Genomic DNA, 25,582 nt, shown 5'->3' with positions numbered 1-25,582 from the left:
GATCGACGCGCGGATGTTTCAAGCGCGCAACCGGTTTCACATCTTGAGAAGTCTCTGTTTGATACTGATGTCTCTTGTGGTCGCATCGCCTGCGCTCATGGCGCAGACGCATGTGGGGCCGCAGCCGCAAGGTTGGATCGCAGAGGGAACGTCGGCGGCTATCGGTGGAGCGGCGCCAGACTGGATGACGTCGCCCGAGGAAAACGCCGTCTACTACGCGCTCGAGAGGACGACCGTCTTTGCGACCCCAGATTCGTCCCAGCCTTACGTCGAACTCGACGCAGGCGAGCCGGTCGACATGCTGAGATTCACCCACAGTTGGGCTGAGGTCAAATCGTCGGACGGCGCCCGCGGTTTCGTGAACCGCGATGCGTTGACGAACCTCTGGATACGGATTTCCAAACGGTCCAAGACCGTCTGGATTCATCGCGGTGCCGACGTCGAGGCCACGATCCCGGCCGATATGGCCTACAATTTCTTTCTTGACAAGGAACGCCGTGGCAGCCGCGTGGAGCCCGACCACTGGCGGACACCCGAGGGACTCTACTTTGTCGTTTCAAAGAATGCGCAGAGTCGATTCTACAAGGCGTTTGTGCTGAACTATCCGTCGGCCAACGATGCGCGTGACGGGTTGTCCAGAGGGCTCATTAGCGAGCATCAGTATGCATCGATTCTCCAAGCCGAAGAGCGAAGGACGACGCCTCCGATGGATACGGCTCTGGGTGGCTGGATTGAGATCCACGGAGAAGGAACCGGTGCGCGAACAACCTGGACCCGTGGTTGCGTTGCTATCAAGAACGACGCGATCGATGCGCTGTGGGACACCGTTCGAATTGGCACGCCGGTGCTCATCGAGTCGTAGGACTCCAAAAGCGGCAACACCCGGCCAACTTCCGCTCCGACGCCCGGTCCTCGTACACGTTCATCGCGGATCGTATGATAGAGTCGATCGTGCGCTACCTTGTCCGAATCCGCTTGATCGAATCCTGGGACTTGAATCAGCGTAGCACAGGTACACCAAAACTACCACCATGTCGATGCTACGGAACCTGACATTCATACTGGCTCTGCTCACACTGGCCGGCAGTGCGCTGGCGCAGGACGACCCCGGCATCGCGCGCCTCCCGCCCGAGTTCGGGGATGGCCCTGTTTATGTCGTACCGATGAAAGGCATGATCGACAATGCACTCGCGCGGTATGTGGATCGCGCGGTGAGTGATGCGGAGGCCGACGGTGCCGAGCTGATTGTCTTTGACATCGACACGTTTGGCGGCCTCGTCGACGCGGCAGACAAAATCCGAAAACGTATTCTCGACGCGAAGCCGCCGACGGTGGGCTTCATCAACAAGAACGCTGCGTCTGCCGGCGCGCTCATCTCGTACGCGTGCGACTATATCGTGATGGTACCCGGATCGTCGATCGGCGCGGCGACGGTGGTGGAGGGCGTCGGTGGCGAGGCTGCACCCGACAAATACCAGAGCTACATGCGCGGGCTGATGCGTGCGACCGCTGAGGCGAACAACCGAGATCCGAAAATCGCCGAAGCCATGGTCGATGAGACCATCGAAGTCGCCGGAATCTCAGAGGCCGGGAAGGTGCTTACACTCTCGACGTCCGAAGCTCTCAAACTGCTCGTCGCCGACCTGAGCGTAGACGACCTGGGTCAGTTTTACAAGTCGGTTGGCGTGCTGGAAACGGCCGTCGTAAACCATCATGCGAGTCGCGTCGAGAAACTGCTCCGGTTCTTTGCATCGCCCATCATGCAGTCGATCCTGATGCTCATGATGCTCGGCGGACTCTACTTTGAGCTCCAGACACCTGGTGTCGGTTTTGCCGGTACGATGGCGGCACTCGGCGCTGCAATGTTCTTCGCACCGCACTACATGATGGGACTAGTTGAGAGTTGGGAAATCATCGTATTTGTGCTTGGCGTCGGTCTGCTGCTCGTGGAGGTGTTCATCACTCCGGGTTTCGGAATCGCCGGAGTCAGTGGCGTGCTGATGATCTTCGGGTCGTTGCTGGCGGCTCTGGTTGCCAATGTTGGATTCCAGTTCCCGACCGGAGAAGCGCTCACCTCTGCCGTTACAACCCTGGCCACAACATCGGTGCTCTTCGTCGTGCTTTTGTTTACGATGGGGAAGTACCTGCCTCGATCGGATCGTTTTGGTCAACTTGTACTCGTTCCGCAGTTGTCCCGGAGCGCCGGATTCACATCGGCTGACGCGCACGACGAGCTGGTGGGTCGCGTAGGGGTCACGATCACACCGCTGCGGCCGTCGGGAACGGCTGAATTTGGCGGTGATCGATTTGACGTCACGTCCGTTTCGGACTTCGTCCCTGCCGGTTCGACGGTGGTCGTGAAGCGGGTCGGCGGAGGCCGCATAGAAGTCCGCGTGAAGCCCGCCACAGATGAAACATCGAACACCTGACCCGTACACGATTCTCCGAGCCCTACCCGGATAGACCTCGCTTTAAGTGGACCTGATGATTCCCATCGCACTCATCCTGATCGGTCTCCTGCTGATCGTGGTTGAGGTGTATCTGGTGCCGGGTTTCAACGTGATCGGAATCCTTGGATTCGTGATGATTGTGGTCGCGGTCGGGTTTGCATTTTCGGAGTCCGGGTGGGTTGGCGGTTTCGCGGCGCTCTCCGGCAGCGCTGTCGCGATTGGCGTGGTCTTCTGGTTCCTGTACGCGTCGGGGGCCTGGGATCGATTCGTGCTCACGACCGAGCTCACCAGAAACTCTGATGATGTCGATGACGAGCGTGAACAGAGGCGGCAATTTCTGGGCAAGAACGGAACGGCGCTGACGCCCCTGCGGCCGGGCGGAGTGGTCGAGATCGCTGGTGTGCGCCTTGAGGTCGCCACCGAAGGTGAGTTTATCGCCGCGGGAAGTCAGGTGCGCGTCGTTGCGATGGACCGCCGCCGCTATTTCGTTCGTCTGGCCTCGGAACCGGTTCAGGCCGAATCAACGCCAGAATCCTGAGTATCGGCTATCTTGGCGGCCGTCGGATCTATTCAAACTGCGCCGTCCCATGCGTAACACGTCACTCTCGGCAGCCCTCTCCGTCGCACTGTTGACCGTCGCTCTTACCGGATGCGGCCCCGGTGATATGTTCACTCCCGGTCCGCCGGATGGATGGATGTCGGATGGCAACCGGTGGTTTCTCGTCGGCGTCGACACAACAGGTTTGTTCAGAAATCTGGAAAGCCTCGAGTCCATGTCGGTCGTGGGAGCCGAACTGACGTATGCGTCCGACATGCAGTTGTCGCGTCGGCGTTCGGTGGCGCTTAAGCAGCTCGCCCGCGCCGTCAAGCTGAGCCTGATCGCCCTGATCCGGAATGAGCCGGCCGTCGTCGACTCTTTGTTCGAGAAACTGGTCGTGCCAAAGCTGAAGGACGCCGACCTGAGCCACGAGCCCGACAAGCTGGTGGAGCGATACAAGAAGGAAGCCTATCGAACGATTGCGCGACATTTCAGGGAGCCCCGTGCGACATTCACGCTCGGCCGTGATATTCCTGTCGATTACCCTGACAGTCTTCGCAAAGCAGGGGTGAGCGGGCGAGTCGAGCTGCAGGTACACATCAACGACAAGGGCGAACCCGATGCAATTGAGAAACTGGGCTCGGTTCACCCGGTTCTCGACGACATTGCGATGGTCGCCACGACTAAGGTTCGCTGGCAACCGGCCTATCTTCTTCGCATCGGGAAGTCGTACCCCATTGCTTCTTGGGCCCGCTTCAACGTCAACTTCCAGACTCAGTAGGCGCCTGCGCGACTACAGGAGCATCCCCGCGATGGTCGCGGTCGTCCACGATGCCAGCGCACCGCCGAACATGGCCTTCAGGCCGACCTTTGCCAGATCCGGCTTACGTGACGGAGCCAGCGCGCTGATGCCTCCGATCTGAATACCGATCGAAGAGAAGTTTGCGAAACCGCACAGGGCGTAAGTCGAGATGATGATGGCCCGCTCGCCGATGACACCGGACTGGATGTAGGTGCCGAGTGCGCCGAACGACACAAACTCGTTGAGCGACAATTTCACGCCGAGAAGATTGCCGACCTCATCCGCATCTTCCCACGGAACGCCCATCAGCCAGGCCAGAGGACGCAGTATGGTCCCGAAAAATGTCTGAAGCGAGCCAGGAAATATCCCCTCGTATTCCTGGGCGATCGGCGACATCGCTGTCGCCGCATACTCGCGTGCAGCGCCTCCGAGCCACCGTCCGTCAACAATGGAGTCCACAAAATTCAGAAACACATCGATCACCGCGATGAGCGCGATGAAGCCCAGCAGCATAGCACCGACATTGACCGCCAGCTTGAGACCATCCGTAATCCCGTTCGATGCGGCCTCGATGGCATTGTCGCCCACTTTGACATCGGGCAGAGTGACATCGCCAGCGGTCTCGGAGTGCTCCAATTCAGGGTAAATGATCTTTCCCAGAACAAGCGCCGCCGGGGCCGACATCACCGTAGCCGCCACAAGGTGCCCCGCGGGTACGCCCATGGCGATATAACCCGCCAGCACACCACCCGCAATTGTGGCAAAGCCACCCACCATGATCGTCAGGAGCTCCGAATTGGTCATCTTCTCGAAGAACGGCCGGATGAGCAGCGGGGCCTCCGTCTGCCCCACGAAGATATTCGCACTGCATGAGAGGGTCTCTGCGCCACTGGTACCAATCGTCCATCGCATAAAGCGGCTGAGCGAATCGATCAGCTTCTGCATGACGCCGAGGTAATACAGGACACCCATGAAGCCACCAAAGAAGATGATGGTCGGCAGCACTTTGAAGGCAAACAGATATCCAAATCCAGGCCAGCCGCCGTCGGGCCCTGGGAAGTAGTACTGCGGATCAGCAAGATTGCCGAACAGAAAGTTGGCCCCGTAATCAGAGAGGTTCAGGAATTCGCCCACCTTCACGCTGAAGGACTGAAAGATGGCCTGGCCATGCAGTCCGCTGGCTACCAGCCACGAAATCCCGGATACGATCAACAGCGCGGCCACGTAACGCCGCGCCGCGCCGAGAAATCCGAAGCGGGCGTTCACCAGAGCGATCACGATGAGGATCAACCATGCGGGTCCAAGCACGGAAACCGGCACGTAGTACAACAGCCCGCCAAGACCCAGAAACGCGCCGACGATCGCAGCCAGCACCAGCGTAGGCTGATCTTCCTGCCGGTCATGCATCTGATACGTAACAATGAGCAGCCCGAGCGCGACCATTCCGATAAAGCTCCAGATATCCTGTCGGAGAATGATGAGGGCCAGAACGAACTGGAGGCCCAGTCCCCAGGCAATAGGTCGGAGTTTTACTTCTTTTCGGTGATACGACATCGCCCAGCCAATCCCCAGAAGAGCAAGAAGACCGAACAGACTGACAATATTCATGAACCATCACCGAGCGTGTGAAACATGGCGACTCCGGATATGGGGTCGGGTGCTGGACTGGCAGCGGCGGGAATATACAACGCCCATATCAGTTGACGGGCTCTTGTGCGGCTCACCGTGAACTCGTCACCAATACAGATTGCCCGGGGGAACAGGAACACGAGCCACTCGATTTATCAGATTTTACTGCGGAAACCACCATGCTCGCACGCTGCCACTGGCGCGGTATTCACCTTCTGGGCGCTCTGATCTTCGGTATGATCGGTGCCGGGTGCTCGGACGATGCGTTCATCGCTGATTTCGACGATAATGATCGCGGCGCCCTGCTTGCCATCCGCTCGGTGGAGATTGTCTCGGAGGCTCGCATCCTCTCCTACGAGCTTCCCATCGGAGTCCGAAGTGCCGTTGATCTCAAGCGGATCGTATATCGGACAGTCGATGCGCAGGGCGAACTGACTGAGGCGAGCGCTCTGCTTGCCGTACCTGTATCAATCACGGACGGTGTAACGCTGGTCAGCTATCAGCACGGAACCATCGTCAAGAAGGACGGGGCGCCCTCGATCGAGGGCAGCGAGAATGCCGAGGCGCTGGTTGCCGTCGCATTTGCAACGGACGGCTACATGGCCGTGATGCCCGACTACCTGGGACTTGGTCTCTCTCCGGGCCTGCATCCGTTTGTGCATGCGCCATCGCTGGGGACCGCGGTTGTCGATGCGCTCCGCGCAGCACGCCACTTCGCTGCACGCGAGGGGATTGATCTCGAAGACCGCGTCTTTCTGCTGGGATATTCAGAAGGCGGTTATGCAACGGCAGCCGCCCAGCAACTCATCGAACGAGAACACGCCGACGAGTTTCGTCTGGCAGGCAGTGCTCCTATGGCTGCGCCGTGGGATCTGTCGGGCTCCATGGTCGACCTGTTCAGATCGGACGCCTCCTATCCGGCACCACACTTTCTGCCGTACACGTTGCTGGCGTACAACGACGTATACGGGTTGGAAGATGATCTTTCGAGGGTGTTCGCAAATCCGTACGACAATATTCTGCCTCCTCTTTTCGACGGCACCCACACGGGCGGCGAGATCGACAACAATCTGCCCGACGTTCCCAGTGCGATTCTCGCTCCGGAATTCGTCGCGGCGTTCGACGCGACGACTCCGTTCCCATGGCGTGATCGATTGGTGGAAAACGATCTGCTTGGCTGGAGTCCCACCACGCGTACCCGCATTTATCACTGTGTGAACGATGATCTGATTCCCGTCGAAAACGCAGAGACGGCGATCGCGTCTTTTCGGCAGCGGGGAGTTCCCGAGTCTGTCGTTGACCTATCGACGGGTGATTTTGGGTCACACGGGGCATGTGCGCCTGTATTTATCCTTCTGGGGAAGTTCTGGATAGACGATATCCGATCGGGCGCGCTCGCGAAGGACAGGCCGTCGGTCAATGAACTGCGGCGACTGAATTGGCGACCTGTCCCGACGGCGCGGTAGGGTCGCGACACGGGACCCGTGGGGCTGTCATCATTCCGTATCTTATCAATCCCACTAACACTTACGCCCGGAAAGGAAGCTCGTCTGTGGTCAGATAGCCTGGACGACCCGAGAGAACGCTAGCTGCGCCAAATGCGAGAATTCCAGTTGACGACGGATCCTGTGACCGCGACTGCCGACGCCCAGGCAGCGAGCCAGATCCTGGACGCCCTCAACGAGGCGCAGCGGTCGGCCGTGGCAGCGACGGACGGCCCGGCGCTGATCGTGGCCGGGCCCGGTTCGGGGAAAACCCGCGTCCTGACGCACAAGGTTGCGTATCTCCTCGCGTCCGGAAAAGCGCAGCCGTGGCAAATCCTCGCCCTGACGTTTACGAACAAGGCGGCTCGCGAAATGAAGCGGCGAATCGAAGATCTCGCCGGCGATGAAGCCCGTGGCATCTGGATGGGCACGTTCCACTCCATCTTCGCCCGCCTCCTGCGCGTCGAAGCCGACAAGATCGGCTACACCTCCGACTACAGCATCTATGATTCGGACGACCAGGAACGCGTACTCCGTGGCCTGATGGAGCAGTATAACATCGACTCCCGGCAGTTCTCGGCGCGAGCGATGCGATCCCTGATCTCGGCGGCCAAGACGAGCATGATTTCCCCGGCGGAATATGCACGCACAGCATCGACCCTGATCCAGGACAAGGCGGCGCAACTGTTTCAACCGTATCAGGAAACGCTGCGTCGGTCTAATGCCCTCGACTTTGACGACCTTCTCCTCAAACCGCTCGATCTCTTCCGCAAGGCGCCGGAGACGCTCGACAAGTATCAGTCGCGCTGGCAGTACATCTATATCGACGAGTACCAGGATACCAATCAAGCGCAGTATCAGCTTGCACAACTCCTCGCCGCTCAGCACCGGAATATCTGCGCTGTTGGCGATGACTCCCAGAGTATCTACGCTTTTCGCGGAGCGGACATCACCAACATTCTCTCGTTCCAGCGCGACTACAAGGACGCCCTTGTTCTGCGCCTCGAGCAGAACTATCGCTCGACACAGAAAATCCTTCGACTCGCCGACTCGATCATCAAGCACAACGAGGACCGACTGGAGAAGTCGCTGTGGACCGAAAACGAAGAGGGCCACGACGTTATCCTGATGGAGGCGATCTCCGAGAGGGACGAGGCACAGAAGATCGAACGCCACATCCGCGATCTCTACGTTCGCGGAATTCGCTACCGCGAGTTTGCCGCGCTCTACCGGACGAATGCACAGAGCCGTTCGATCGAAGACGCGTTGCGCCGCGGAGGCATCCCGTACCGCGTGTTCGGCGGCCTGTCGTTCTATCAACGGAAGGAGATCAAGGACGTCCTCGCGTACCTGCGTCTTGTCGTCAATCCGAACGATACGGCGAGCCTCCGGCGTGTGATCAATTTCCCGACCCGCGGTATTGGTCAGAAGAGCGTCGAGCGAATCGTCGACTTTGCGATCGCTCACGACCTCACCGTGTGGCAGGCCGTTGAGCGGGTGGGGGAGATCGGGCTTGGCGGGCGGGCCGTCAATGCGGTGCAACGCTTTGCCTCCATGATATCGGGTTTTGCGGAACGGATGGAAAGCGTTCCAGCCGACGAACTTGCGGGTGACGTGATTCGTGCCTCAGGTCTCCTTGATGAACTCAAACGGGAGCATACGACCGAGAACCTGATCCGCTGGGAGAATGTCCAGGAATTGGTCAGTGCGGTCGCTGAGTTCGTTTCGAACAACCCGGAGTCCGGTTCGCTGAGCACATTCCTCCAGGAAGTATCGCTCGTCACCGATGCTGATCTCGATACGTCGTCCGGCGACGTCGTAACCCTCATGACGCTTCACGCTTCCAAGGGACTCGAATATCCGGTCGTCTTCATTACGGGCCTCGAAGAGGGCCTCTTTCCTCTCGCGCGGATGTCCGAGGAGCGCAAAGACCTGGAAGAAGAACGCCGACTGTTTTATGTGGGCGTCACACGCGCCGAGAAACGCGTGTTTCTGTCGTATGCTCGAAGCCGCTACCGATTCGGCGATCAGCAATCCAGCATTCGGAGTCGATTCCTTGATGAGATTGATGACGGACTCGTTCGTACCGAGGCTGGAGTAGAATTCAAGGGGCGGACGGACCGATTCGCGGGCCGCTCGTCTGGTCGCATCGAGTACGACGACGTTGACCCACACTACTACCGCCGAAATCTTCGCGGCGATGGTGCGCGCTCGTCGAAGAAGTCGTCGCGGACGCAATCGGACGACAGGAAAGTGGTGTACGACGAAGGCGAGGGCGGAAGTATCGTCCCGGGAGTAACGGTGGAGCACGAAGTGTTCGGCGAAGGGAAGGTTCTTGCTCTCGATGGCGCCGGTCTCCAGGCCAAGGCGACGGTCTTTTTCCCTGAAGTAGGACAGAAGAAACTCGTCCTGCGATTTGCACGCCTCCGACTCATAGAGTAACGCTCATGCGAAAACGGCCCGTGCCCACATTCGTTTGTCTTGTGGCGGCCGTCACGACCGCCGGCGTCGTGGTGAGCTGCGGTCCGGCCGATTCACGGGCGCCCCTCGTCGTGTATTCGCCACACGGGAAGGAGATGCTGTCGCATTACGAGGCAGCCTTCGAAGAGGCGTATCCGGCCATCGATGTTCAGTGGATCGATATGGGCGGACAGAACGCGGAAGACAGGATTCGGACGGAATCTGCAAATCCCCAGGCCAGCGTGTGGTGGGGCGGGGCGGGCATGGCGTTCGACAGGGCCGCTCGAGAGGGATTGCTCGCGCCATACCGACCGTCGTGGGCGAGTTCCGTGTTATCAGACGCTCGTGGTCCGTCCGACCTCTGGTATGGCACGTTCTTCACGCCCGAAGTGATCGCGTACAACAGCGTTGCTCTCGACTCGGCTCGAAGTCCCCGGGGCTGGGACGAACTGCTTGCCGAAAAATGGCGGGGCCGTGTGCTGCTGCGGTATCCGCTGGCGTCCAGTACCATGCGTACCATCTTCGGCGCCATGATCCTCCGTCAACCGACGGTCGAAGACGGCTATCGCTGGCTGGCAAAATTGGATCGCAATGTAAAGACATACACAGCCGATCCAACCCAGCTCTATCTCAAACTCGCGCGTGGAGAAGGCGATGTGACCGTCTGGAATCTGCCGGACATCTTCCTGCAGGCCGACGTAAACGGATATCCCTTCGCCTTTGTCATCCCGGAGCACGGTACTCCCGTTCTCGTAGACGGGATCGCACTGGTTCACAAAGGGCCCAACATAGAGGCCGCGCAACTCTTCTACGAGTTCGTCACGTCCGACAGTGCACTGGTGCACCAGGCCGAAGCGTTCTATCGGATTCCGGTACGCACCGACGTCCCTGCGTCGCGACTACCCGCCTGGGTAGCGGGCTTGAACGTGAACCCGATGAAACTCGACTGGGAGCGCCTTGCGACGGAGGGTCCGACATGGATGCAGTTCTGGGACGAGAACATCAAAGGTCGTGGCTCGGAGTATCTGGCTGAAGTCGGCTCGTAGCTCCTGTCGCCCCGTATCGGCCACCGGACGGCTGAAGGTCGGCACGCCGCCGAAACGAAACCGTCAGAGCTCGCCGAGATATTTGTCCTTCAGCACGTCCATATGGTGTGCCGTGTGCCCCGCAGTGATGAACATGATGGACCGGACGGTGAACTTGCCGCCGCTCGCTGTTCCCCATCTTGAAAGTTCTTCGGCCGTGAAGCTTCTGAACAAGCGGATGTTCGCCTTACGCAAGTTGTACAGCTCTTCCGACAGGCTGTGTAGAATCCTGCGATCAAAGTTAGCCGTCTCCACGTAGCGGTCGTGGTCATATTCCGGAAGCGCGGTCTCGTCATTACGTGCAAATCGAAGAGCTCTGTACCCAAAGATGCGCTCCGAATCACACAGGTGGCCCACCAGTTCCTTGATACTCCACTTGCCCTCCGCGTATCGGAAGCCCGCATCACTCTCGCCGACAGATTGAAGGAGATGCGTCAACGATGCCAGCTGCTGGATCATGTAGTTAACGACGTTCGTCTCGGGCACCAGCTTGATGTACGGCTCGTAGTAGGAGGGGTACTCGTCTTCCTCGGGCCGAACGCTGAAGTGAGGCATCTCGGCGTTGCGGATGTCGGGATTATCCATGGGGCTGCTTGATAGTTCGATTGGATTCCCGCCAAGTAACGATGCGGACGACTTCGGCGCAACGCACTCAGGTCTCGGCGCCGCTCATGAGCACGGATATCGGGCGGAGCGGTTCGATATTCTCAAAGACGATCTTCAGAGTCGCCGTAAACGGCACGGCGAGGATCATGCCCCAGATACCCCAGAGCCAGCCCCAGAAGATGAGCGAAATCAGGATGACCAGGGCACTGAGATTGAGGCTGAAAGCCATCACATTAGGCTCCACGACATTGCCCATGGATATCTGTACGATACCCAGCAGCACAAGGACGAGAACGGGAATCGTGAGTGTCTCGAACTGAAGCAACGAAAGGAAGAAGGGCAGGAGGGTCGAGATCACCGAACCGATGTTCGGGATAAAGTTCAGCAAGAAAGCCAGAAAGCCCCACAGCAATGCGAAGTCAACGCCGAGGGCCCAGAGGATTAGAGAGGTGAGCACGCCTGTCCCCGCGCTAATCATGGATTTGGTGAGCAGATACTGGCGCACCTGGTCGTCAATGTTGCCCAGAATCGCTGCGATGTGCGTCGCCTGATCACTCGGGAACGCCTTGCGAACACGCGATGAGAACTGGCCGCTCTCAGCGAGAATGAACAGCATGAAAAGGATGATCAGAAACGTATAGCTCGCCAGCGTTATGAACGAACCGATTCCGCTCGTGATGGCCGACGTAATAGATGACAGCTGGATCGCATTTCGCCACCAGAATCCCTCTAATGTCACATCGAACCGGGCGGCCAATTCCTGAATCGACAGATTGAGCGACTGAATCGATCGCGTTACCCGGCCCTGGTACTTCGGCAGCTCCTGCGTGAACGTCTCAATGCTTGAATACAGAATTAGCGACAGGAGAAACAGAAGAACAGCGAATGACAGCAGCACAACGAACAACGCAATCACGGTGGGTACGCGTTTGCCCTTGAGATACGTGACGATCGGCTTGAAGATGTTGGACAGCAGCAGCGCAATGGCGAACGGTAGGAGCACCGTCCGGAGTTCGTTCAGAATGACCCCGACCACGAACACAACCACGATGAACAGGAGCACGAGCATGAGCTTCGACGCGGTCACGCCGCCAAAGACCTTCACGTCCTGGTCGTCGATGTTGACTAATTCGTCCATGTTGAGGGAGTCGCTTTTCTGTCTCTTGTTATGTTTCGCATGGATGCAGTGGCCTCGACCGAACCGCTGTTCGGGGCGGGTGTGACTCCTATGATATCGGCCATCAGTTCATACAAGTGAATGCATTCGATGGCCGGCAGCTCGACGCGTGAGCCGAATTCCGGTCCGTGGGCTATCAAGATACCGTGCATGGAGCGCAATTCGTTGTCATAGCCATGCGTTCCTCCCGAATACCATTGCGATTCGAAACGACTCCGACGGCCGATCGACCATCCCTCATCCGCGATGCCGATGATCGGCGCGATGCGGGCATTGCCCGAGAACCTGAATCGCTCCGGTATCTCGGTTCGACGATAGATCTGCAGATGCTCGTGCACTCCATGAAGCCTCGCGTACAGACTATCCACATCCAGATCCTTCGGCCACAGGGCGAGTACAGGCGACCAGTCAACGACCGCTGCATCGTCCTGCTCGAGGTAATCGTCGAGAAAAACGACGCGATCCGGACTGCGACTTGCGATACCGTGATCGGAGACAACGAGAATATTCGTGGACTCCAGCAGATTGCGCTCTCGAAGCCCGTCAAGGAGGTCACCGAGGTAGCCGTCGACCCGAGCGATGACCTCCCCGGTACGCGGGTCGTCAGGACCAAAGTCATGCCCCGCGATGTCGACGTCACTGAAGTACATAGAGACAAACGAAGGTCTTTGCTCTTCTGGCAAATCAAGCCACCCAAGCACTTCTGAGACTCGATCGTTACCGGGTATCGTATCATCGAACTCCTTCCAGTAGGTCGGCTGGATTCCGTCGATGGGACCCTCCGATCCGGGCCAGAAATACGTCGCCGTAATCAAACCCTGCTTCTCCGCAGTCACCCAGATGGGCTCCCCACCCCACCATGCCGGATGGCTCACAGCCTCCCGATCTCGCATGCTGAACCACGCATCTCGATCGGGGTCGTACATGTTATTCGAGATAATTCCGTGCTCGGCCGGATACAGTCCGGTGACAATGGAATAATGGTTCGGAAACGTCTTGGTGGGGAAGACGGGAATCAGCGCTTTGGCCCGAACGCCCGTTTGGGCCAGCGCCGTCAGATTCCGAGGTGCGTAGCGTTCGATGTAGTCCCACCGGAATCCATCGAGTGAGATCAACAAGACGGTGCCGGGGTCGCTGGGCCCGGTTTCGCGGGAGTCCCCGGTTCGCGATAGTCCCGAACAGCCGGCAAGAATCGTCGCGAGCAACACCAGGAGCATCGGGAGGACACTCGCAGTGCGTCGTGGTAAAACCGGTGCCGATCGGAGGTCTGGCACGAGAATTCTGCTCCGTACGATGTCTGGATTAAGTGCGCCTCGATCAGAGGCGCAGGAACGTTCAAAAGGTACTGGCTTCGCAGAACCTCCTCGTCCGATCTCAAACAAGATTTGGGCAATAAAAAAGGCCGGCCACCCCGAGGGGCGACCGGCCGGAGAAGAGCGGTCCGGCATGCTACTCGCGGCCGAACAGGTAATACACGATCAGTCCAAAGACCGGGAAGAAGACGATAACGATTGTCCAGAGGATCTTGTCTCCGGTGGTTCGCCTGTCGCTTCCAAATACCTCGATCAACGCGATGACATCCAGGATGACGACGATGGCACTGCAAATTCCGTATGACCAGAAGTTGCCGAATCGATCGAGAAGATTCGCGCCGCCACATCCAGTGAGAAAGAGGGTGAACAGGACCGCTACGGCCGCTCCGAGTGATCGTTGCAAGGTTTTCATCTTCGACTTCGTCTCCAGTATAATGTCACGTAACAGTGCGGCGTTCACGCCCGGAAAGCCTTTAGTAATGACGATAATCCGTCTGTAAAGTTACACGGCCGCTGCGACTCGCTCCGCCAGCCGGGGAACTGCCGCTTCCGGGCGCCCGTTTGACGCGCCACGACAGCCGACAGCCTCCGCCCTCCAATGCGAATAGGAGATATCGAATTCACAGATCGACCGGTGTTCCTGGCGCCCATGGAGGACGTCAGCGACCCGCCGTTCCGGGTGCTTTGCAAGCGCTTCGGTGCCGATCTGCTCTACACTGAGTTCATCTCGTCGGGCGGCCTGGTGTATGATGCCGCCGGATCACACAAGAAACTCGATTTCGACGACTCCGAGCGACCGCTCGCGATCCAGATATTCGGCGGCGACATCGACCAGGTACGCGAAGCCACTCGGATTGTCGATGCGGTCGGACCCGACATCATCGATATCAACTTCGGCTGTCCCGTCAAGAAGATCGTCTGCAAAGATGGCGGTGCGGGTATCCTGCGGAACCTGCCCAAGATGCGGGCCATCACGGAGGCGGTAGTCGAGGAGACGAGCCTGCCGGTGACCGTCAAGACGCGGCTCGGGTGGGACGACGACAGTATCCGCATCGTAGAAGTCGCAAAGATGCTGGAAAGCATCGGAGTGCAAGCTCTCGCAGTGCACGCTCGGACGCGGTCGCAGATGTATCGGGGCGATGCAAGATGGGAGTGGTTCGGGCGGATACGCGACGAGAGCCGCCTGTCGATTCCGCTCATCGGGAACGGCGATGCAACTACGCCCGAGCGCATCAAGGCGATGTTCGACGAAACGGGAGTCGACGCCGTGATGGTCGGCCGTGGTGCGATTGGTAACCCCTGGATTTTTCGCGACGCGCGTGCCTACCTCGAAACGGGCGAAGTGCCCCCGCCGCCCACCTGGCAGGAGCGCCTGGCCGTCGTTGCCGAGCACCTGCATCTAAAGTGCGGCTGGCTCGGGGAACGGACGGGCGTAATGGAAATGCGTCGCATGTACAGCGGCTACTTCAGGGGATTCCGAAACGCCAGTCGGCTGAGGTCGTTGATCATGGAAGAGACCACGGAGAAAGGAGTGCTCGAAGTCCTGATGAACTTCCCGGAGTGCGACGCCGACGTACGCGTTGCCGTTCCGAAACAACCGGCACCGATCACAGGAACGCGCCGAGCGCGACTTCCTGTAACGAGTTGATCCGGGAGTCAACCGCTCGAACGCGCCGATGTCAGTCGGAGGAGCAGCACGTCGATTGAGTACAATGCGACGCCGGCCATGGCAAACGCAGCCAGTGCAAACAGGGGCCGCCAAATCACAAGCCCGCCGATGCAGCCAAGTACTCCACCTAGATACTTGATGTAGTTGAGCTGCTCGTTTGTCGATCCCTTGATGAGGTTCTCGAGCTGCTGCTCGTCGTAGTTGGACATGTTCGCCACGATCATTCCGTAGACGTCCAGGTTCTCGACGAACCCGAGAACGAGCCGTGTGGCCCACTCTTCAATCTCCTCGGAACGGGCTTCGATCTTCTCCGGAAGCCGGTCCAGGAGGCTGTCCATTTCGTCCAGCGCGGTGTCGAGCGACGACGGTAGTTCACGGATAGCCTGATCAAGGCGCCGCTGGAAATCCTCTTCATTCAGGAAGCGGTATACCTTCAGCGCCAACCCGCCAACTCCCTGACCCACCTCACGTTCGATCTTCTCGACCGTGAATTCAACGATACGCTTCCGGATGTCTTCCGAGGCGACGACCTGATTCAGATAGTCCGTCGTGAGGGTCTTGAGCTCCTCGCGGAAGTCGGGATCCTCGATCACACCGCGGCTGACGGATAAAGCCATCTCCCGATACTTCGGTATGACGTTGGATTCCTCAATCTTTTGCTTGATGATCTCGGCGTTGATCAGCTCTTCCGAGATGGCTTTGGCCAGTCGATAAATCACGCGCTCTCGCTGCGCCGGAATCAGACCCTGGCCGAACACTGGTCGCCGATCACGCGGATTGAAGAGCATCGTGATGGCGAGCCAGTTCGTGAGGAATCCGATGAGCCCGCTGACGGATACGATACGAAGCAGCCCGCCGAGTGCGAGGTCGTAGCCGAACAGTTGCACCGACGTCTCGGGAAAATCCCAGAGGAAGGATATCCCGAACGCGACGCCGAGCAGCCACGGGAACAGTCGGAGGTAGGGTAGAAGCCGCGCATGCGCGCCGACCGCACGCGGGGGCTCCGGCTCCGGCCTTGTTTCGGGAACGCGCTCCGGCAGATGCTTTCGTCCGTACTTCGAGATCAGGCTTCGCAGGTCTCTGACCCGTTCGCGCGTGATCTGCTTGGCTTCCGGGAGCGAGTGCGCCTGCTGGCTTACCCACCGCGTTATTTCGCCACTCTTCTCCGCTCCATCGCGGGCTTCAGGCGTGTCTTCCTTTTCCAACGAGTTACTCATCCGACGATGTAAAGCCCAGCCTGTCTGCGTCCGCGTGCATTCCCGCTATTACACGTGCGATATGCTCATCGAGGTTCACTTCGAGTTCCTCTACGCCCGCATAAACGTCGTCACGGCTGACGGCCGCCGCGAACGCGCGATCCTTCAGCTTCTTCTTGACGGACTTCGGTTTCATCCCCTCCAGGCCCGTCGGACGTACATACGCCACAGCGGTGATGAACCCCGCGAGCTCGTCGACGGCGAAGAGCGCGCGAGCCAGCAGCGTGGTACGTGCCACCCCGGTGTACGACGCGTGACCGAGTATCGCCTCGGTCATCTCCTCGGGATATCCGAGATCCTTCAGCAACGCCACGCCGACGAACGGGTGCTCCTCGGCCGTCGGGTGCTTCTCGTAGTCCATGTCGTGGAGCAGACCGGTCATGCGCCAGAGCTCGACGTCCTGGTCGAAATGCCTGGCATACTCAGCCATTGCGGCCTCGACAGCGTAGGCGTGGCGACGAAGACTCTCACTCTCGGTCCATGAGTGAAAGAGTTCGAGTGCCTGTTCGTAATTCGGCATCGGTGAACCTGCTAGAAGAGATCGACGAGTTTCAACTCCCTCAAATAGCGCCGTGGATGCGCTCTGAAGTCGGCAAGCAGTTCGTTCAAGTTGCGGGCTACGGAGTCGAGCTGGACGTAGAGCCCGGGATCGTTAATAAGCAAGCCAAGGGTGCCGTCACCATTCTCGATCTTGGCTGTCACCCGGTCGAGTCGTCCGGTCGTTCCTTCCAGCGATTGCATCATGCTCTTCAGCGACGCGAGGGACGCGCGAAGATCGGCAACGGCAATAGCCAACGAGTCCTCGTCACCACCAACGGCATCACTTACACTGCCCGTTATCTGCTCAAGATTGGTCAGGATGCGGCTCAGGTTGTCGCTCTCGCCCTTCATGGTTTGCTCCAGCGTGTACGCCGTGCCGCTCAGCGCCGACAGAGTCCGACGAAGGTCGGAGGCGGGATCGTTCAGCATGCCTGACACGGACGTCATCGTCTCGTTCAGACCTGTGAGAACGCTGTCCGTCTTGTCGGCGAGCCCGGGCGCGCGTGACGCCAGATCCGCAAACAGGTCACTGCCATCGGGATTGCTGCGGACACGCCCGTCGGGAGGAATCGCGGGGTTTTCGTTCGGGCCCCGTTGAAGCTCCACTCGAACGCCGCCGAGTGCGTCGATGCCTGTGATATCTATCGAGCTTCCTCGCGGGAGTGGAATGCTGCTGCTGATCTTGAAATCGATGTGGACGCTGTCTATCGCCGCACGGTATTCAACGTTGCTAACGGAGCCGACTTTCACACCATTCATTCGAACGGTATTCCCCGATATCAATCCCTTCGCGTCGTCAACCACCGAGTAATAGCTGCTTGTGCCGCTCAAGAGTGGCACGTCCTGCAAGTAGCGGTATCCGAGCATGAATATCACGGCCGACGCTACAATCGCCAGCCCCACCTTCAATTCGCTTGCAAATCTCACGTCAGTCGATCTTTATGGTGTTTGGTCTCCCGATCTGATACTCGTTCGCTTTGACGAACTGGCACAAGATGCGATCATCCGACCTGTGCAACTCGTCAATCGTCCCGACCCAGTGTATCGTCCCGTCATGAACCAGCGCGGCCCGATCGGCCACGTCCAGAACAGAATGCATGTCGTGCGTAACCACGATGCTTGTAACCTTAAGGCGGTCTGCAAGGTCGGTGATGAGCTGGTCGATCTTGTTCGATGTCTCCGGATCCAGTCCGCTCGTCGGCTCATCATAGAGAATGTAACGCGGACGCAGCGACACCGCTCTGGCAAGTGCCACGCGCTTCCGCATTCCGCCCGATAGCTCATCCGGGTATTTGTCACCGACTTCCGGAAGCTCAACCATGTCGAGACAGGCCTGAACTTCCGTCTGAATATCTGCTTCAGACATGACCGTGAATGTGCGTAGCGGAAAGGCCACGTTGTCGAATGAGTCCATGGAGTCGAACAGCGCGCCGCCCTGGAACAGCACTCCAAACTGGCGCCGAACCTTGCGCAGCTCTTCGTACGAGATCTGGTTGATGTCCGTCCCGTCAATGAGCACGCGGCCCGAATCAGGTCGAAGCAAACCGATCAGGTGCTTCATCAGTACGCTTTTGCCGGATCCGCTCCGCCCGATGATGGCCAGTGTCTCTCCCTCCTCGACGGTAAGAGACACGTTCTTCAACACCGGAACGGAATCGAAGCTCTTGTTGATGTTCTCGACCTGGATCATGCGTATCGGGCTACAACAAGAGCGCTGCGAGTAGAAGATCTGCCAACAGGATGTACACGCAGCTGGTCACGGCCGCCTGCGTAGTAGATCGTCCGACACCCTCGGCGCCACCGTCGGTGAAGTACCCTTTGTAGCACGGGATGGCCGTAATAATGAATCCAAAAACCACCGACTTGATCAGGCCAAAAATGGGATCGAACGGCTTGAAGAATTCCCGTGCCCCGTCAATAAACTCGCCGACGGGAACAGCACCGGTAATGGTACCGACGTAGGCGCCGCCACCCACGCCGACGAAGCATGCGACGACGTAGAGCATGGGAAACATAACCACGCCGGCTATCACGCGCGGCACGATGAGGTAGCCGATGCTGTTGAGGCCCATGGCCTCGAGCGCATCAATCTGCTCGGTGACGCGCATGGTGCCGAGCTCTGCTGCAATGCGTGCTCCCACTCGACCGGCCAGGAGAAAGCCCGTCACCACCGCACCAAGCTCCAGAATCAACGACGGGACGACGACCGCTCCGATCACGCTCTTAGGGATGAGCGGCGACACGAGCTGATATGCTGTCTGAACAGTGGTGACTGCACCCGAGAACAGCGCCGCGAGGGCGACGATCGGAATCGAGTCGATGCCAATCTTCACCATCTGATTGAAGATGTTCTTCCGATAGAACCGGAATTCACCGACAGATGAGAAGGCCTTCACCAGCAAGAGCGTAAATTTGCCCAGTGCAGCGGCCGGGTGCAGCACCCTTGAAACGAGTTCGGTCATTTCCGTGTGTGACCGTGTTTGATGTGCAGTCTGTGCAGGAGAAGTGTCAATACGTGACCGAATGGGGGCATGGCAAAATGACGGCGCAGGTTATTAGTTCCGCGCCCGCGTCAGCACTTCCGCGAGCCGCGATGGCGTCCCCAACGAAATGGCATGCAACTATATTTCGCTAAATGTACAGCCTGACCGGTTGCGATTTTTCGCGAAATCAGCAGGTTTTAGATAAAAACGCAGTAACGAAATGGCCCGTGCGAAAAGTCGATACGTCTGTCAGGTCTGCGGTAACGAATCCGCCAAGTGGGTCGGGCAATGCGCCGGCTGCGGCGGCTGGAACACGCTCGCTGAAGAATTGGCGCCGTCGGCATCCCGGTCGCCCCTCGGACCGGCCGCCAGCGGTGTCCTTTCATCGATAACTCCCACGAGATTGTCGGACGTCTCGCTCGATACCGAGACCCGCGTGAAGACCGGCATAGAAGAGTTCGACCGGGTTCTGGGAGGGGGGATCGTTCCGGGATCTCTCATTCTGCTCGCCGGCGACCCGGGCATTGGCAAGAGCACTCTGATGACCGTCCTCGGTACGCACCTCGTCGACACCACGATTCTGTACGTGACCGGAGAGGAGTCGCTCCGGCAGGTGAAGCTCAGAGCCGACCGGCTCGGTATCGATTCGCGTAACACGCACGTTCTCGCTCAGACAAATGTCGAAGTCATCGCAGCTGCCGTGCAGGACCTCGTACCAGGTATCCTGGTCGTCGATTCAATCCAGACCATCTACCGGCCCGACCTGCAAAGCGCGCCGGGTTCGGTAAGTCAGGTACGGGAGAGTGCTGCAACGCTGTTGCACGTAGCGAAGAATCTGGAGATCCCCACGTTTCTGATCGGCCACGTGACGAAGTCGGGGGCCATCGCGGGACCACGGGTGTTGGAGCATATGGTGGATACCGTGCTGCACCTCGAAGGAGATCGGCATAACTCGTTTCGTGTTCTGCGTGCCGTCAAGAATCGCTTTGGCTCGACGAACGAGATCGGGATATTCGAGATGCTGTCGTCCGGACTCCGGGAAGTGGACAATCCCAGTGAGATGTTTCTCGCGGAACGCGGTACCGATGTAAGCGGCTCCGCTGTCGTCTGCTCGCTGGAGGGCACGCGGCCGATACTGGTCGAGATTCAGGCCCTGGTCACCGAGACGTCGTACGCGACACCGCAACGTACGGCGACCGGATTCGATGCGCGCCGGCTGCAAATGCTACTGGCTGTTCTCGAAAAGCGCGAGGGGCTGCGTCTCGCGTCATACGATGTGTTCGTCAATGTCGCCGGCGGCGTCAGACTTGAGGAGCCGGCCGTCGATCTGGGAGTTGCTGTCGCCGTTGCTACTTCTTTCCGCGACGTACCCGTCGGCAATCGATCGTTCTTCGTGGGAGAAATTGGACTCGGAGGCGAAATCCGTTCGGTGAGTCGAATTCCCCTGCGGCTGAAGGAAGCACGCAAGCTGGGCTTCAACCACGCATTCATCCCCGCCGGTAACATGTCCGGGCTGAAATCAGGCGATGATCTTGAAATAACGCCGGTCGATTCGGTCTCGCGGCTTCTGGATCTCGTGTTTTGAGCCTTTATTGAGCCAACGTGACACTATCGGTCGCTCGATTCGTAGATCCGCTCTTATTCGCGATGGGGCACGCAATAATGCCCGACGGTGAGCGTTATCTCCCTGCCCGAAGCGGTAAATGTGCCGATTGCGGGCAATGGACAGACTGATGGTCAGCAGAAAACGGGATGCATCCATCTGACGAAAGTCTGGTTACTGATTATCTCGAAAACGGGGACGAGCGGGCCTTTCGCCAACTCGTTGAGAGGCATCAGGAACGGGTATTCGGTTACCTGATGGGTATGGTGCGCGATCGAAGCGTGGCGAATGACCTTTTTCAGGAAACGTACCTGAGGGTCATCAGTGCGCTGCAGCGAAGGCGCGGCTCGTATGACCAGCAGGGCAGATGGATAGGATGGGTTATGAGAATCGCGAGGAACGCAGCACTGGATCACCTGCGGTCAAGGAAGAAGTGGACCGACGTGGAGTCCAGCACCGAAGACGACGACTCGTCGTTCTGGGATCGACTGGCCGATGCCGAACCCGGCGCCGACGATCAGTTGCATCTCGCGGAGCAGGGGGAAATGCTGGAGGCGTGCATCGAGCGTCTTTCGCCGGAACAGAGGGAGGTCTTGCTGCTTCGTCACGACGCTGAACTCACGTTCCGCGAAATCGCGCAGCTGACCGACTGTTCCATCAACACTGCGCTGGGGCGGATGCGCTACGCACTCCTGAACCTTCGCAAAATGATGTCTGAGTCAAACACGAAACGATTGGCTGATCTCGCATGAAGATCACCACGGATGAACAATAGCGAGCTGTGCTTATGGACACTCGGTTACAAATAGTAGAGCGCCTTTACCAGGAGGAGGACGTCAACCACGTGCCGCGCCCAAGTGAATCGGACGCGGGCGATAGCCCGTCGCCGGAATTCCAGGCGATGAGTCTGGCCAAGTTCTGGATGGACCACCGGAGTCGTCAACGGCCGGATGCAGCGGTTGTCGATCGAATCGTCGAGGCAGCGGGTGCCGCCAGCCGTGGCGAAATGCCGGGAGTCGTGCGGGTCGATCGGTCACCGCTCAGGCTGCTCACTTCGCCACGTTTTCGCATGGCCGTTGCCGCTACCCTCGTGGTCGCGATCGCAGGAATCGGAGTCTGGCGCGCCGTGCTGACCCCGTCGAACCCTGCGGATACGGCTGTAAGCACTGAGTCTGGTATGGACAAGATGGACGAGGACGGCGCGATGTACGAGGCTCTGGCGGAACGGGAAGAGGCCCCGGCCGAACGAAAAAGCGTGGCTCCCGCCTTCGCCGATGCGTTTCGAGTCGGAGATGAGGTAGCGCGCCGTGATTCCCCGGACGACTCGTCCATGCGAGCAGGTCGCATGAACGCACCGGCTCCGGCCGTCATTGCGGCGACAGCAACCGATTGGGACGAGAGCGACGAGCTCATCCGCCTGAGGCAGCGGATCGACCTGCTGCAGTCTCGACAGGCCGGCGAAGAGTGGGACAAACCCGTCGTTCCCCTGGAAATGATGCCAACCGGCGGCCGGCTTGATGGCGTTTATCAGGCAGGATCATCAGGTAATTAGATGGACGTGTATCAACAGTCACCCACACACCAACAACGACTACAAACACGTTTTCGAGGAAGTGAGATGAACAGGAAATCAATGGCAAGCATGGCAGTGGTCGTGTGCCTGGGGATCGCCTTGATGGTGCCGTTCGATACACTCGCGCAGAGTATGCGAACGCTCGAGATTCGCGACGGCGTGGTTCGGATCGACGGGAAGGAGGTACCGAAGAATAGCCTGCCAGAGAGCCTGGAAACGAAAGATATCAGCCTGAATTTCGCGTGGGCCGGCATAAGCGAGCCGGTCATCGAGATCGACGGCCGGTATTACATGCTCGATGCGGATGGGCTGCACGAAGCGGAGGGCAATGTCGCTGTCGATGGTGCACGTGCGCAGTTCTTCGACGCGCTGGGCTCCGTTGAAGAAGGGACCTGGTATAGCTCCGGAATGGCAGACCCGGCGACGCGCCGTCAGATGGAAGCGCTTCAAGGTCAGGCCCGGGAGATGAACGAGATCAGCAAGCAACTAGAACGAAGACGCGCGAAGGACACCGATCAGCTCGCGGATGAGATTCGCAAGCAGGCCGAGATGTCGGCGGCAATGGCGGCCGAACTCCCGAGACTGAATGTCGCCACATACTGGGAGGCCGTCCGTCAGAACGACGAAGGACTGTACAAGCAACTGGTGGACGAGTGGAACCTCGAGTCCGAGATACAGGCGCTGTCGGCTGAGGTCCGGAGCAAGGAAAAAGGGCAGGTGCGCGACGAACTGGTTGCTCAGCTAAGAGCCCGGCTCGGGCAGGCTTTCGAACTCAAGCAGGACAACCGCCGACGGGAAGTCGATCAGTTGGAAAGTGAGCTGGAGACCTTGCAGACCAGGCTGAAAGAACGCGAGTCGCTACGCGACAAGATTATAGACCGGCGGCTGCGCGAGCTCATAGGTAAGTAGGAGGTCACTCGGTGCGCTGCCATCGTCACCAATCGAGAGATTTCTGAACAAAACGAAAATGAAACCAGAGAGGATTCAAGCGATGAACAAATTCGGTTACAAGTTAGGCCTGCTACTCAGCGGGCTCCTCATCCTTGCGGCGGGTCTTTCCCCCGCATTCGCCCAGGACGACGACAAGAAAGTCGTCAAGAAGGAAGTCAAGGTCATGGTAGACGATGACGGGAATGTGACCGTCAACGGCAAGCCCGTGAAGGACGGTGACATCGAGCTGCCCGACGGAACCCGCATGATTGTCGATGAAGAGGGTGGACGCGTCATGATCATTGAGGAAGACGACGGCGATGGCCGCAAGAAGATTATCCGTCGGCGCATGCACGCACCAGACGGGGACGACAAGGAAGCAAACGTCTTCATACGGCGAATGGGTGATGCGCCTCATGAAGTAATGGAGTGGCATTCCGAGGGCGATATGATGGATCATGCCCGTCAGATGCGTTTTCGGTCCATGGCGCCGCTGTTCATCGACGAGGATTTCGAATTCGATTTCGACTTCGATCATGCCAATCCCGAAATCATGAAGATGGAAGCGGAGACGCGCCAGATTGCACGAAAGCTCTCGAAAGCAGATGGGGCTGAGAAGAAGGAGATGGAGCAGAAGCTCTCACAGCGCCTGGGTGATATCTTCGACAAGAAGCTGGAGGTGCGCCAGAAGAGGATTGAGAAGCTGGAGCAGCGACTCCAGAAGGAAACGACTGTACTCAACGAGCGACGGTCCGCCCGGAAGCAGATCATCGACCGCCGAAAGGCGGAACTGTTGGACGACGACAAGCTCGAGTGGTAGCCGGGCTCTGCAATCTTGAAGCAGCGAACCCCCGTCCCGGCCGGACGGGGGTTTGTTGTATGCGTGCCCCCGGCCTATTTTTGGCCCCCTGCGCCTCGCGTCGTGCGGCAATCGGCGGCCTTAAGCGGTTTAAGCGGTATGTGCGCAGCGGCGATATTCTTCGTACCCGCGTTGCGGACCAATAATTGCTTCTTCAGAAGCATCTAGCGTCCCACGCTGTGTATGCGCAACCGGCCCCTTTCTCTGTGTCCATGAGATTCGATCGAGGAATATTAGTCCTTGTAGCGGCATTTCTTGCTGCTCTGGTGCCATTGGCTGTACCGCTGTCGGCACAGGCCTCCGATGTGCCGACGGTAAATCGCGTTTCCGTCGTCGCGACCAATAGTGGCGACGGTTTTGTCATTCGACTGCATTCGTCAGACTACATCCACGCGTATTCGGCCGCTCGCAACACAGAGGGGTCCAAGTACGAGATGATCCTTTTCAATGCTGATCTGGCGAAGCCGTACAAGCATGATAAACCCAGCGGACCACTCGTCGCATACTTCTTCGAGCCCGGCGCAGAACATCTTACGTTCAAGTTCGAGCTCGAATCGAGCATCGCCTACAAAGTCAGCGCATATCGTGATCGCGACAGCAACGATCTGTTGATAGGCCTGATCTATGATCCGGACGCTACGCCGGTCGCTCCGGTCGCGAACACACGCAAGGATCCACCGACGAATGGTCCGTCCGTCGCAGCACGCGACAGGTGGAAACTCGATACGATCGTCATTGACCCCGGGCACGGGGGCAAGGACTCGGGTGCCAGCGCGTACGGAATTCGTGAGAAGGACGTTGCCCTGAACGTGGCCAAGAAACTCGGTGCTTTACTCGAAGAGAACCTCGGCGTCCGCGTCGTATACACGCGGCCGGACGATCGTTTCATCGAACTCAAGCGACGCGGCAAGATTGCGAACGAGGCCGGTGGAAAGCTGTTCGTTTCGATTCATGCGAATGCGCAGCGACGTGGACGGACTGCGAAGGGGACGGAAACGTATTTCCTCGGCCTGCACAAATCGAAAGCTGCTCAGGATGTCATGAATCGTGAGAACAGCGTAGTCTCACTGGAAGAGAACGCAGAGCAATACGCCGCTTTCAAAGAGGAAGCATTGATTCGGCAGA

General features: G+C 58.6%; 24 protein-coding genes. 14 read left to right on the top strand and 10 right to left on the bottom strand.

The features are described from left to right. Nucleotides 1-43 precede the first annotated feature (43 nt). The 4 genes from HKN37_17840 to HKN37_17825 all read left to right on the top strand — a co-directional run bounded on the left by HKN37_17840 (nt 44) and on the right by HKN37_17825 (nt 3,769). Nucleotides 44-862, top strand: a complete 819-nt coding sequence (locus tag HKN37_17840; protein NNE48519.1) for a L,D-transpeptidase — start codon at nt 44-46, stop codon at nt 860-862. A 169-nt stretch (nt 863-1,031) separates the two neighbouring features. Then, nucleotides 1,032-2,429, top strand: coding sequence for a nodulation protein NfeD (locus HKN37_17835; protein NNE48518.1), 1,398 nt, complete (start codon nt 1,032-1,034; stop codon nt 2,427-2,429). A 46-nt stretch (nt 2,430-2,475) separates the two neighbouring features. Next, complete coding sequence (locus HKN37_17830) at nt 2,476-2,988, top strand: hypothetical protein (protein NNE48517.1); 513 nt, start codon at nt 2,476-2,478, stop codon at nt 2,986-2,988. Between the two features lie 49 nt (nt 2,989-3,037). After that, entirely contained in the window at nt 3,038-3,769 is a 732-nt protein-coding gene (locus HKN37_17825) for an energy transducer TonB (GenBank protein NNE48516.1), read from the top strand. A 12-nt stretch (nt 3,770-3,781) separates the two neighbouring features. Here HKN37_17825 and HKN37_17820 read toward each other — a convergent pair whose 3' ends face one another. Continuing rightward, entirely contained in the window at nt 3,782-5,398 is a 1,617-nt protein-coding gene (locus tag HKN37_17820) for a NupC/NupG family nucleoside CNT transporter (protein ID NNE48515.1), read from the bottom strand. Nucleotides 5,399-5,598: 200 nt separating this feature from the next. Here HKN37_17820 and HKN37_17815 point away from each other — a divergent pair, with 200 nt between their 5' ends. The 3 genes from HKN37_17815 to HKN37_17805 all read left to right on the top strand — a co-directional run bounded on the left by HKN37_17815 (nt 5,599) and on the right by HKN37_17805 (nt 10,409). After that, the gene (locus HKN37_17815; protein NNE48514.1) at nt 5,599-6,885 is read left to right on the top strand and encodes a hypothetical protein; all 1,287 of its coding nucleotides are present in this window, start codon (nt 5,599-5,601) and stop codon (nt 6,883-6,885) included. Between the two features lie 132 nt (nt 6,886-7,017). After that, nucleotides 7,018-9,345 carry a UvrD-helicase domain-containing protein gene (locus HKN37_17810; GenBank protein NNE48513.1) on the top strand — a complete coding sequence of 776 codons (2,328 nt, stop codon included), beginning with the start codon at nt 7,018-7,020 and terminating at the stop codon, nt 9,343-9,345. Between the two features lie 5 nt (nt 9,346-9,350). After that, nucleotides 9,351-10,409, top strand: a complete 1,059-nt coding sequence (locus tag HKN37_17805; GenBank protein NNE48512.1) for an extracellular solute-binding protein — start codon at nt 9,351-9,353, stop codon at nt 10,407-10,409. A gap of 63 nt (nt 10,410-10,472) precedes the next feature. Here the strand turns inward: HKN37_17805 and HKN37_17800 are convergent, their stop codons facing one another. The 4 genes from HKN37_17800 to HKN37_17785 form a co-directional block, all read right to left on the bottom strand. Then, entirely contained in the window at nt 10,473-11,033 is a 561-nt protein-coding gene (locus HKN37_17800; protein NNE48511.1) for a DinB family protein, read from the bottom strand. A 67-nt stretch (nt 11,034-11,100) separates the two neighbouring features. Then, nucleotides 11,101-12,192 (bottom strand): AI-2E family transporter, encoded by a 1,092-nt coding sequence (locus HKN37_17795; protein NNE48510.1) that lies wholly within the window; start codon nt 12,190-12,192, stop codon nt 11,101-11,103. Then, nucleotides 12,180-13,448, bottom strand: a complete 1,269-nt coding sequence (locus HKN37_17790; GenBank protein ID NNE48509.1) for an alkaline phosphatase family protein — start codon at nt 13,446-13,448, stop codon at nt 12,180-12,182. The genes HKN37_17795 and HKN37_17790 overlap by 13 nt, the downstream gene beginning before the upstream one ends. A gap of 232 nt (nt 13,449-13,680) precedes the next feature. After that, a complete protein-coding gene (locus HKN37_17785; protein NNE48508.1) occupies nt 13,681-13,956 on the bottom strand; it encodes a PLDc_N domain-containing protein in 276 nt (91 codons plus the stop codon). 186 nt (nt 13,957-14,142) lie between these two features. Here HKN37_17785 and dusB point away from each other — a divergent pair, with 186 nt between their 5' ends. After that, entirely contained in the window at nt 14,143-15,192 is a 1,050-nt protein-coding gene (gene dusB / locus HKN37_17780) for a tRNA dihydrouridine synthase DusB (protein ID NNE48507.1), read from the top strand. A gap of 8 nt (nt 15,193-15,200) precedes the next feature. On the opposite strand, the gene HKN37_17775 is transcribed toward dusB, so the two are convergent. The 5 genes from HKN37_17775 to HKN37_17755 are packed head-to-tail and all read right to left on the bottom strand — an operon-like array spanning nt 15,201 to nt 19,471. Continuing rightward, on the bottom strand, nt 15,201-16,430 hold the full coding sequence (locus HKN37_17775; GenBank protein NNE48506.1) for a DUF445 family protein: 1,230 nt from the start codon (nt 16,428-16,430) through the stop codon (nt 15,201-15,203). Beyond that, nucleotides 16,423-16,989, bottom strand: coding sequence for an HDIG domain-containing protein (locus HKN37_17770; GenBank protein ID NNE48505.1), 567 nt, complete (start codon nt 16,987-16,989; stop codon nt 16,423-16,425). Before HKN37_17770 ends, HKN37_17775 begins: the two co-directional genes overlap by 8 nt. Nucleotides 16,990-17,000: 11 nt before the next feature. After that, entirely contained in the window at nt 17,001-17,936 is a 936-nt protein-coding gene (locus HKN37_17765; protein NNE48504.1) for an MCE family protein, read from the bottom strand. Between the two features lies 1 nt (nt 17,937). Further along, entirely contained in the window at nt 17,938-18,699 is a 762-nt protein-coding gene (locus tag HKN37_17760; protein ID NNE48503.1) for an ABC transporter ATP-binding protein, read from the bottom strand. A gap of 10 nt (nt 18,700-18,709) precedes the next feature. Continuing rightward, the gene (locus HKN37_17755) at nt 18,710-19,471 is read right to left on the bottom strand and encodes an ABC transporter permease (protein ID NNE48502.1); all 762 of its coding nucleotides are present in this window, start codon (nt 19,469-19,471) and stop codon (nt 18,710-18,712) included. A 241-nt stretch (nt 19,472-19,712) separates the two neighbouring features. Between HKN37_17755 and radA the strand changes: the two genes are divergently transcribed. The 6 genes from radA to HKN37_17725 form a co-directional block, all read left to right on the top strand. Further along, nucleotides 19,713-21,077 carry a DNA repair protein RadA gene (gene radA, locus HKN37_17750; protein ID NNE48501.1) on the top strand — a complete coding sequence of 455 codons (1,365 nt, stop codon included), beginning with the start codon at nt 19,713-19,715 and terminating at the stop codon, nt 21,075-21,077. 167 nt (nt 21,078-21,244) lie between these two features. Next, the gene (locus HKN37_17745) at nt 21,245-21,847 is read left to right on the top strand and encodes a sigma-70 family RNA polymerase sigma factor (protein NNE48500.1); all 603 of its coding nucleotides are present in this window, start codon (nt 21,245-21,247) and stop codon (nt 21,845-21,847) included. A 35-nt stretch (nt 21,848-21,882) separates the two neighbouring features. Then, a complete protein-coding gene (locus HKN37_17740) occupies nt 21,883-22,647 on the top strand; it encodes a hypothetical protein (GenBank protein NNE48499.1) in 765 nt (254 codons plus the stop codon). A gap of 66 nt (nt 22,648-22,713) precedes the next feature. Continuing rightward, on the top strand, nt 22,714-23,577 hold the full coding sequence (locus tag HKN37_17735; protein NNE48498.1) for a hypothetical protein: 864 nt from the start codon (nt 22,714-22,716) through the stop codon (nt 23,575-23,577). A gap of 82 nt (nt 23,578-23,659) precedes the next feature. Next, nucleotides 23,660-24,418 (top strand): hypothetical protein, encoded by a 759-nt coding sequence (locus HKN37_17730; protein ID NNE48497.1) that lies wholly within the window; start codon nt 23,660-23,662, stop codon nt 24,416-24,418. 251 nt (nt 24,419-24,669) lie between these two features. Further along, nucleotides 24,670-25,582 (top strand): N-acetylmuramoyl-L-alanine amidase (locus HKN37_17725; GenBank protein ID NNE48496.1); only part of this gene is annotated, 913 nt, incomplete at its 3' end.

The sequence above is a fragment of the Rhodothermales bacterium genome (assembly GCA_013002345.1).
In the GTDB taxonomy this organism is placed as follows: domain Bacteria; phylum Bacteroidota; class Rhodothermia; order Rhodothermales; family JABDKH01; genus JABDKH01.
Note: the sequence above shows the minus strand (reverse complement) of the source record. Positions and strands in the feature narration are given on the sequence as shown.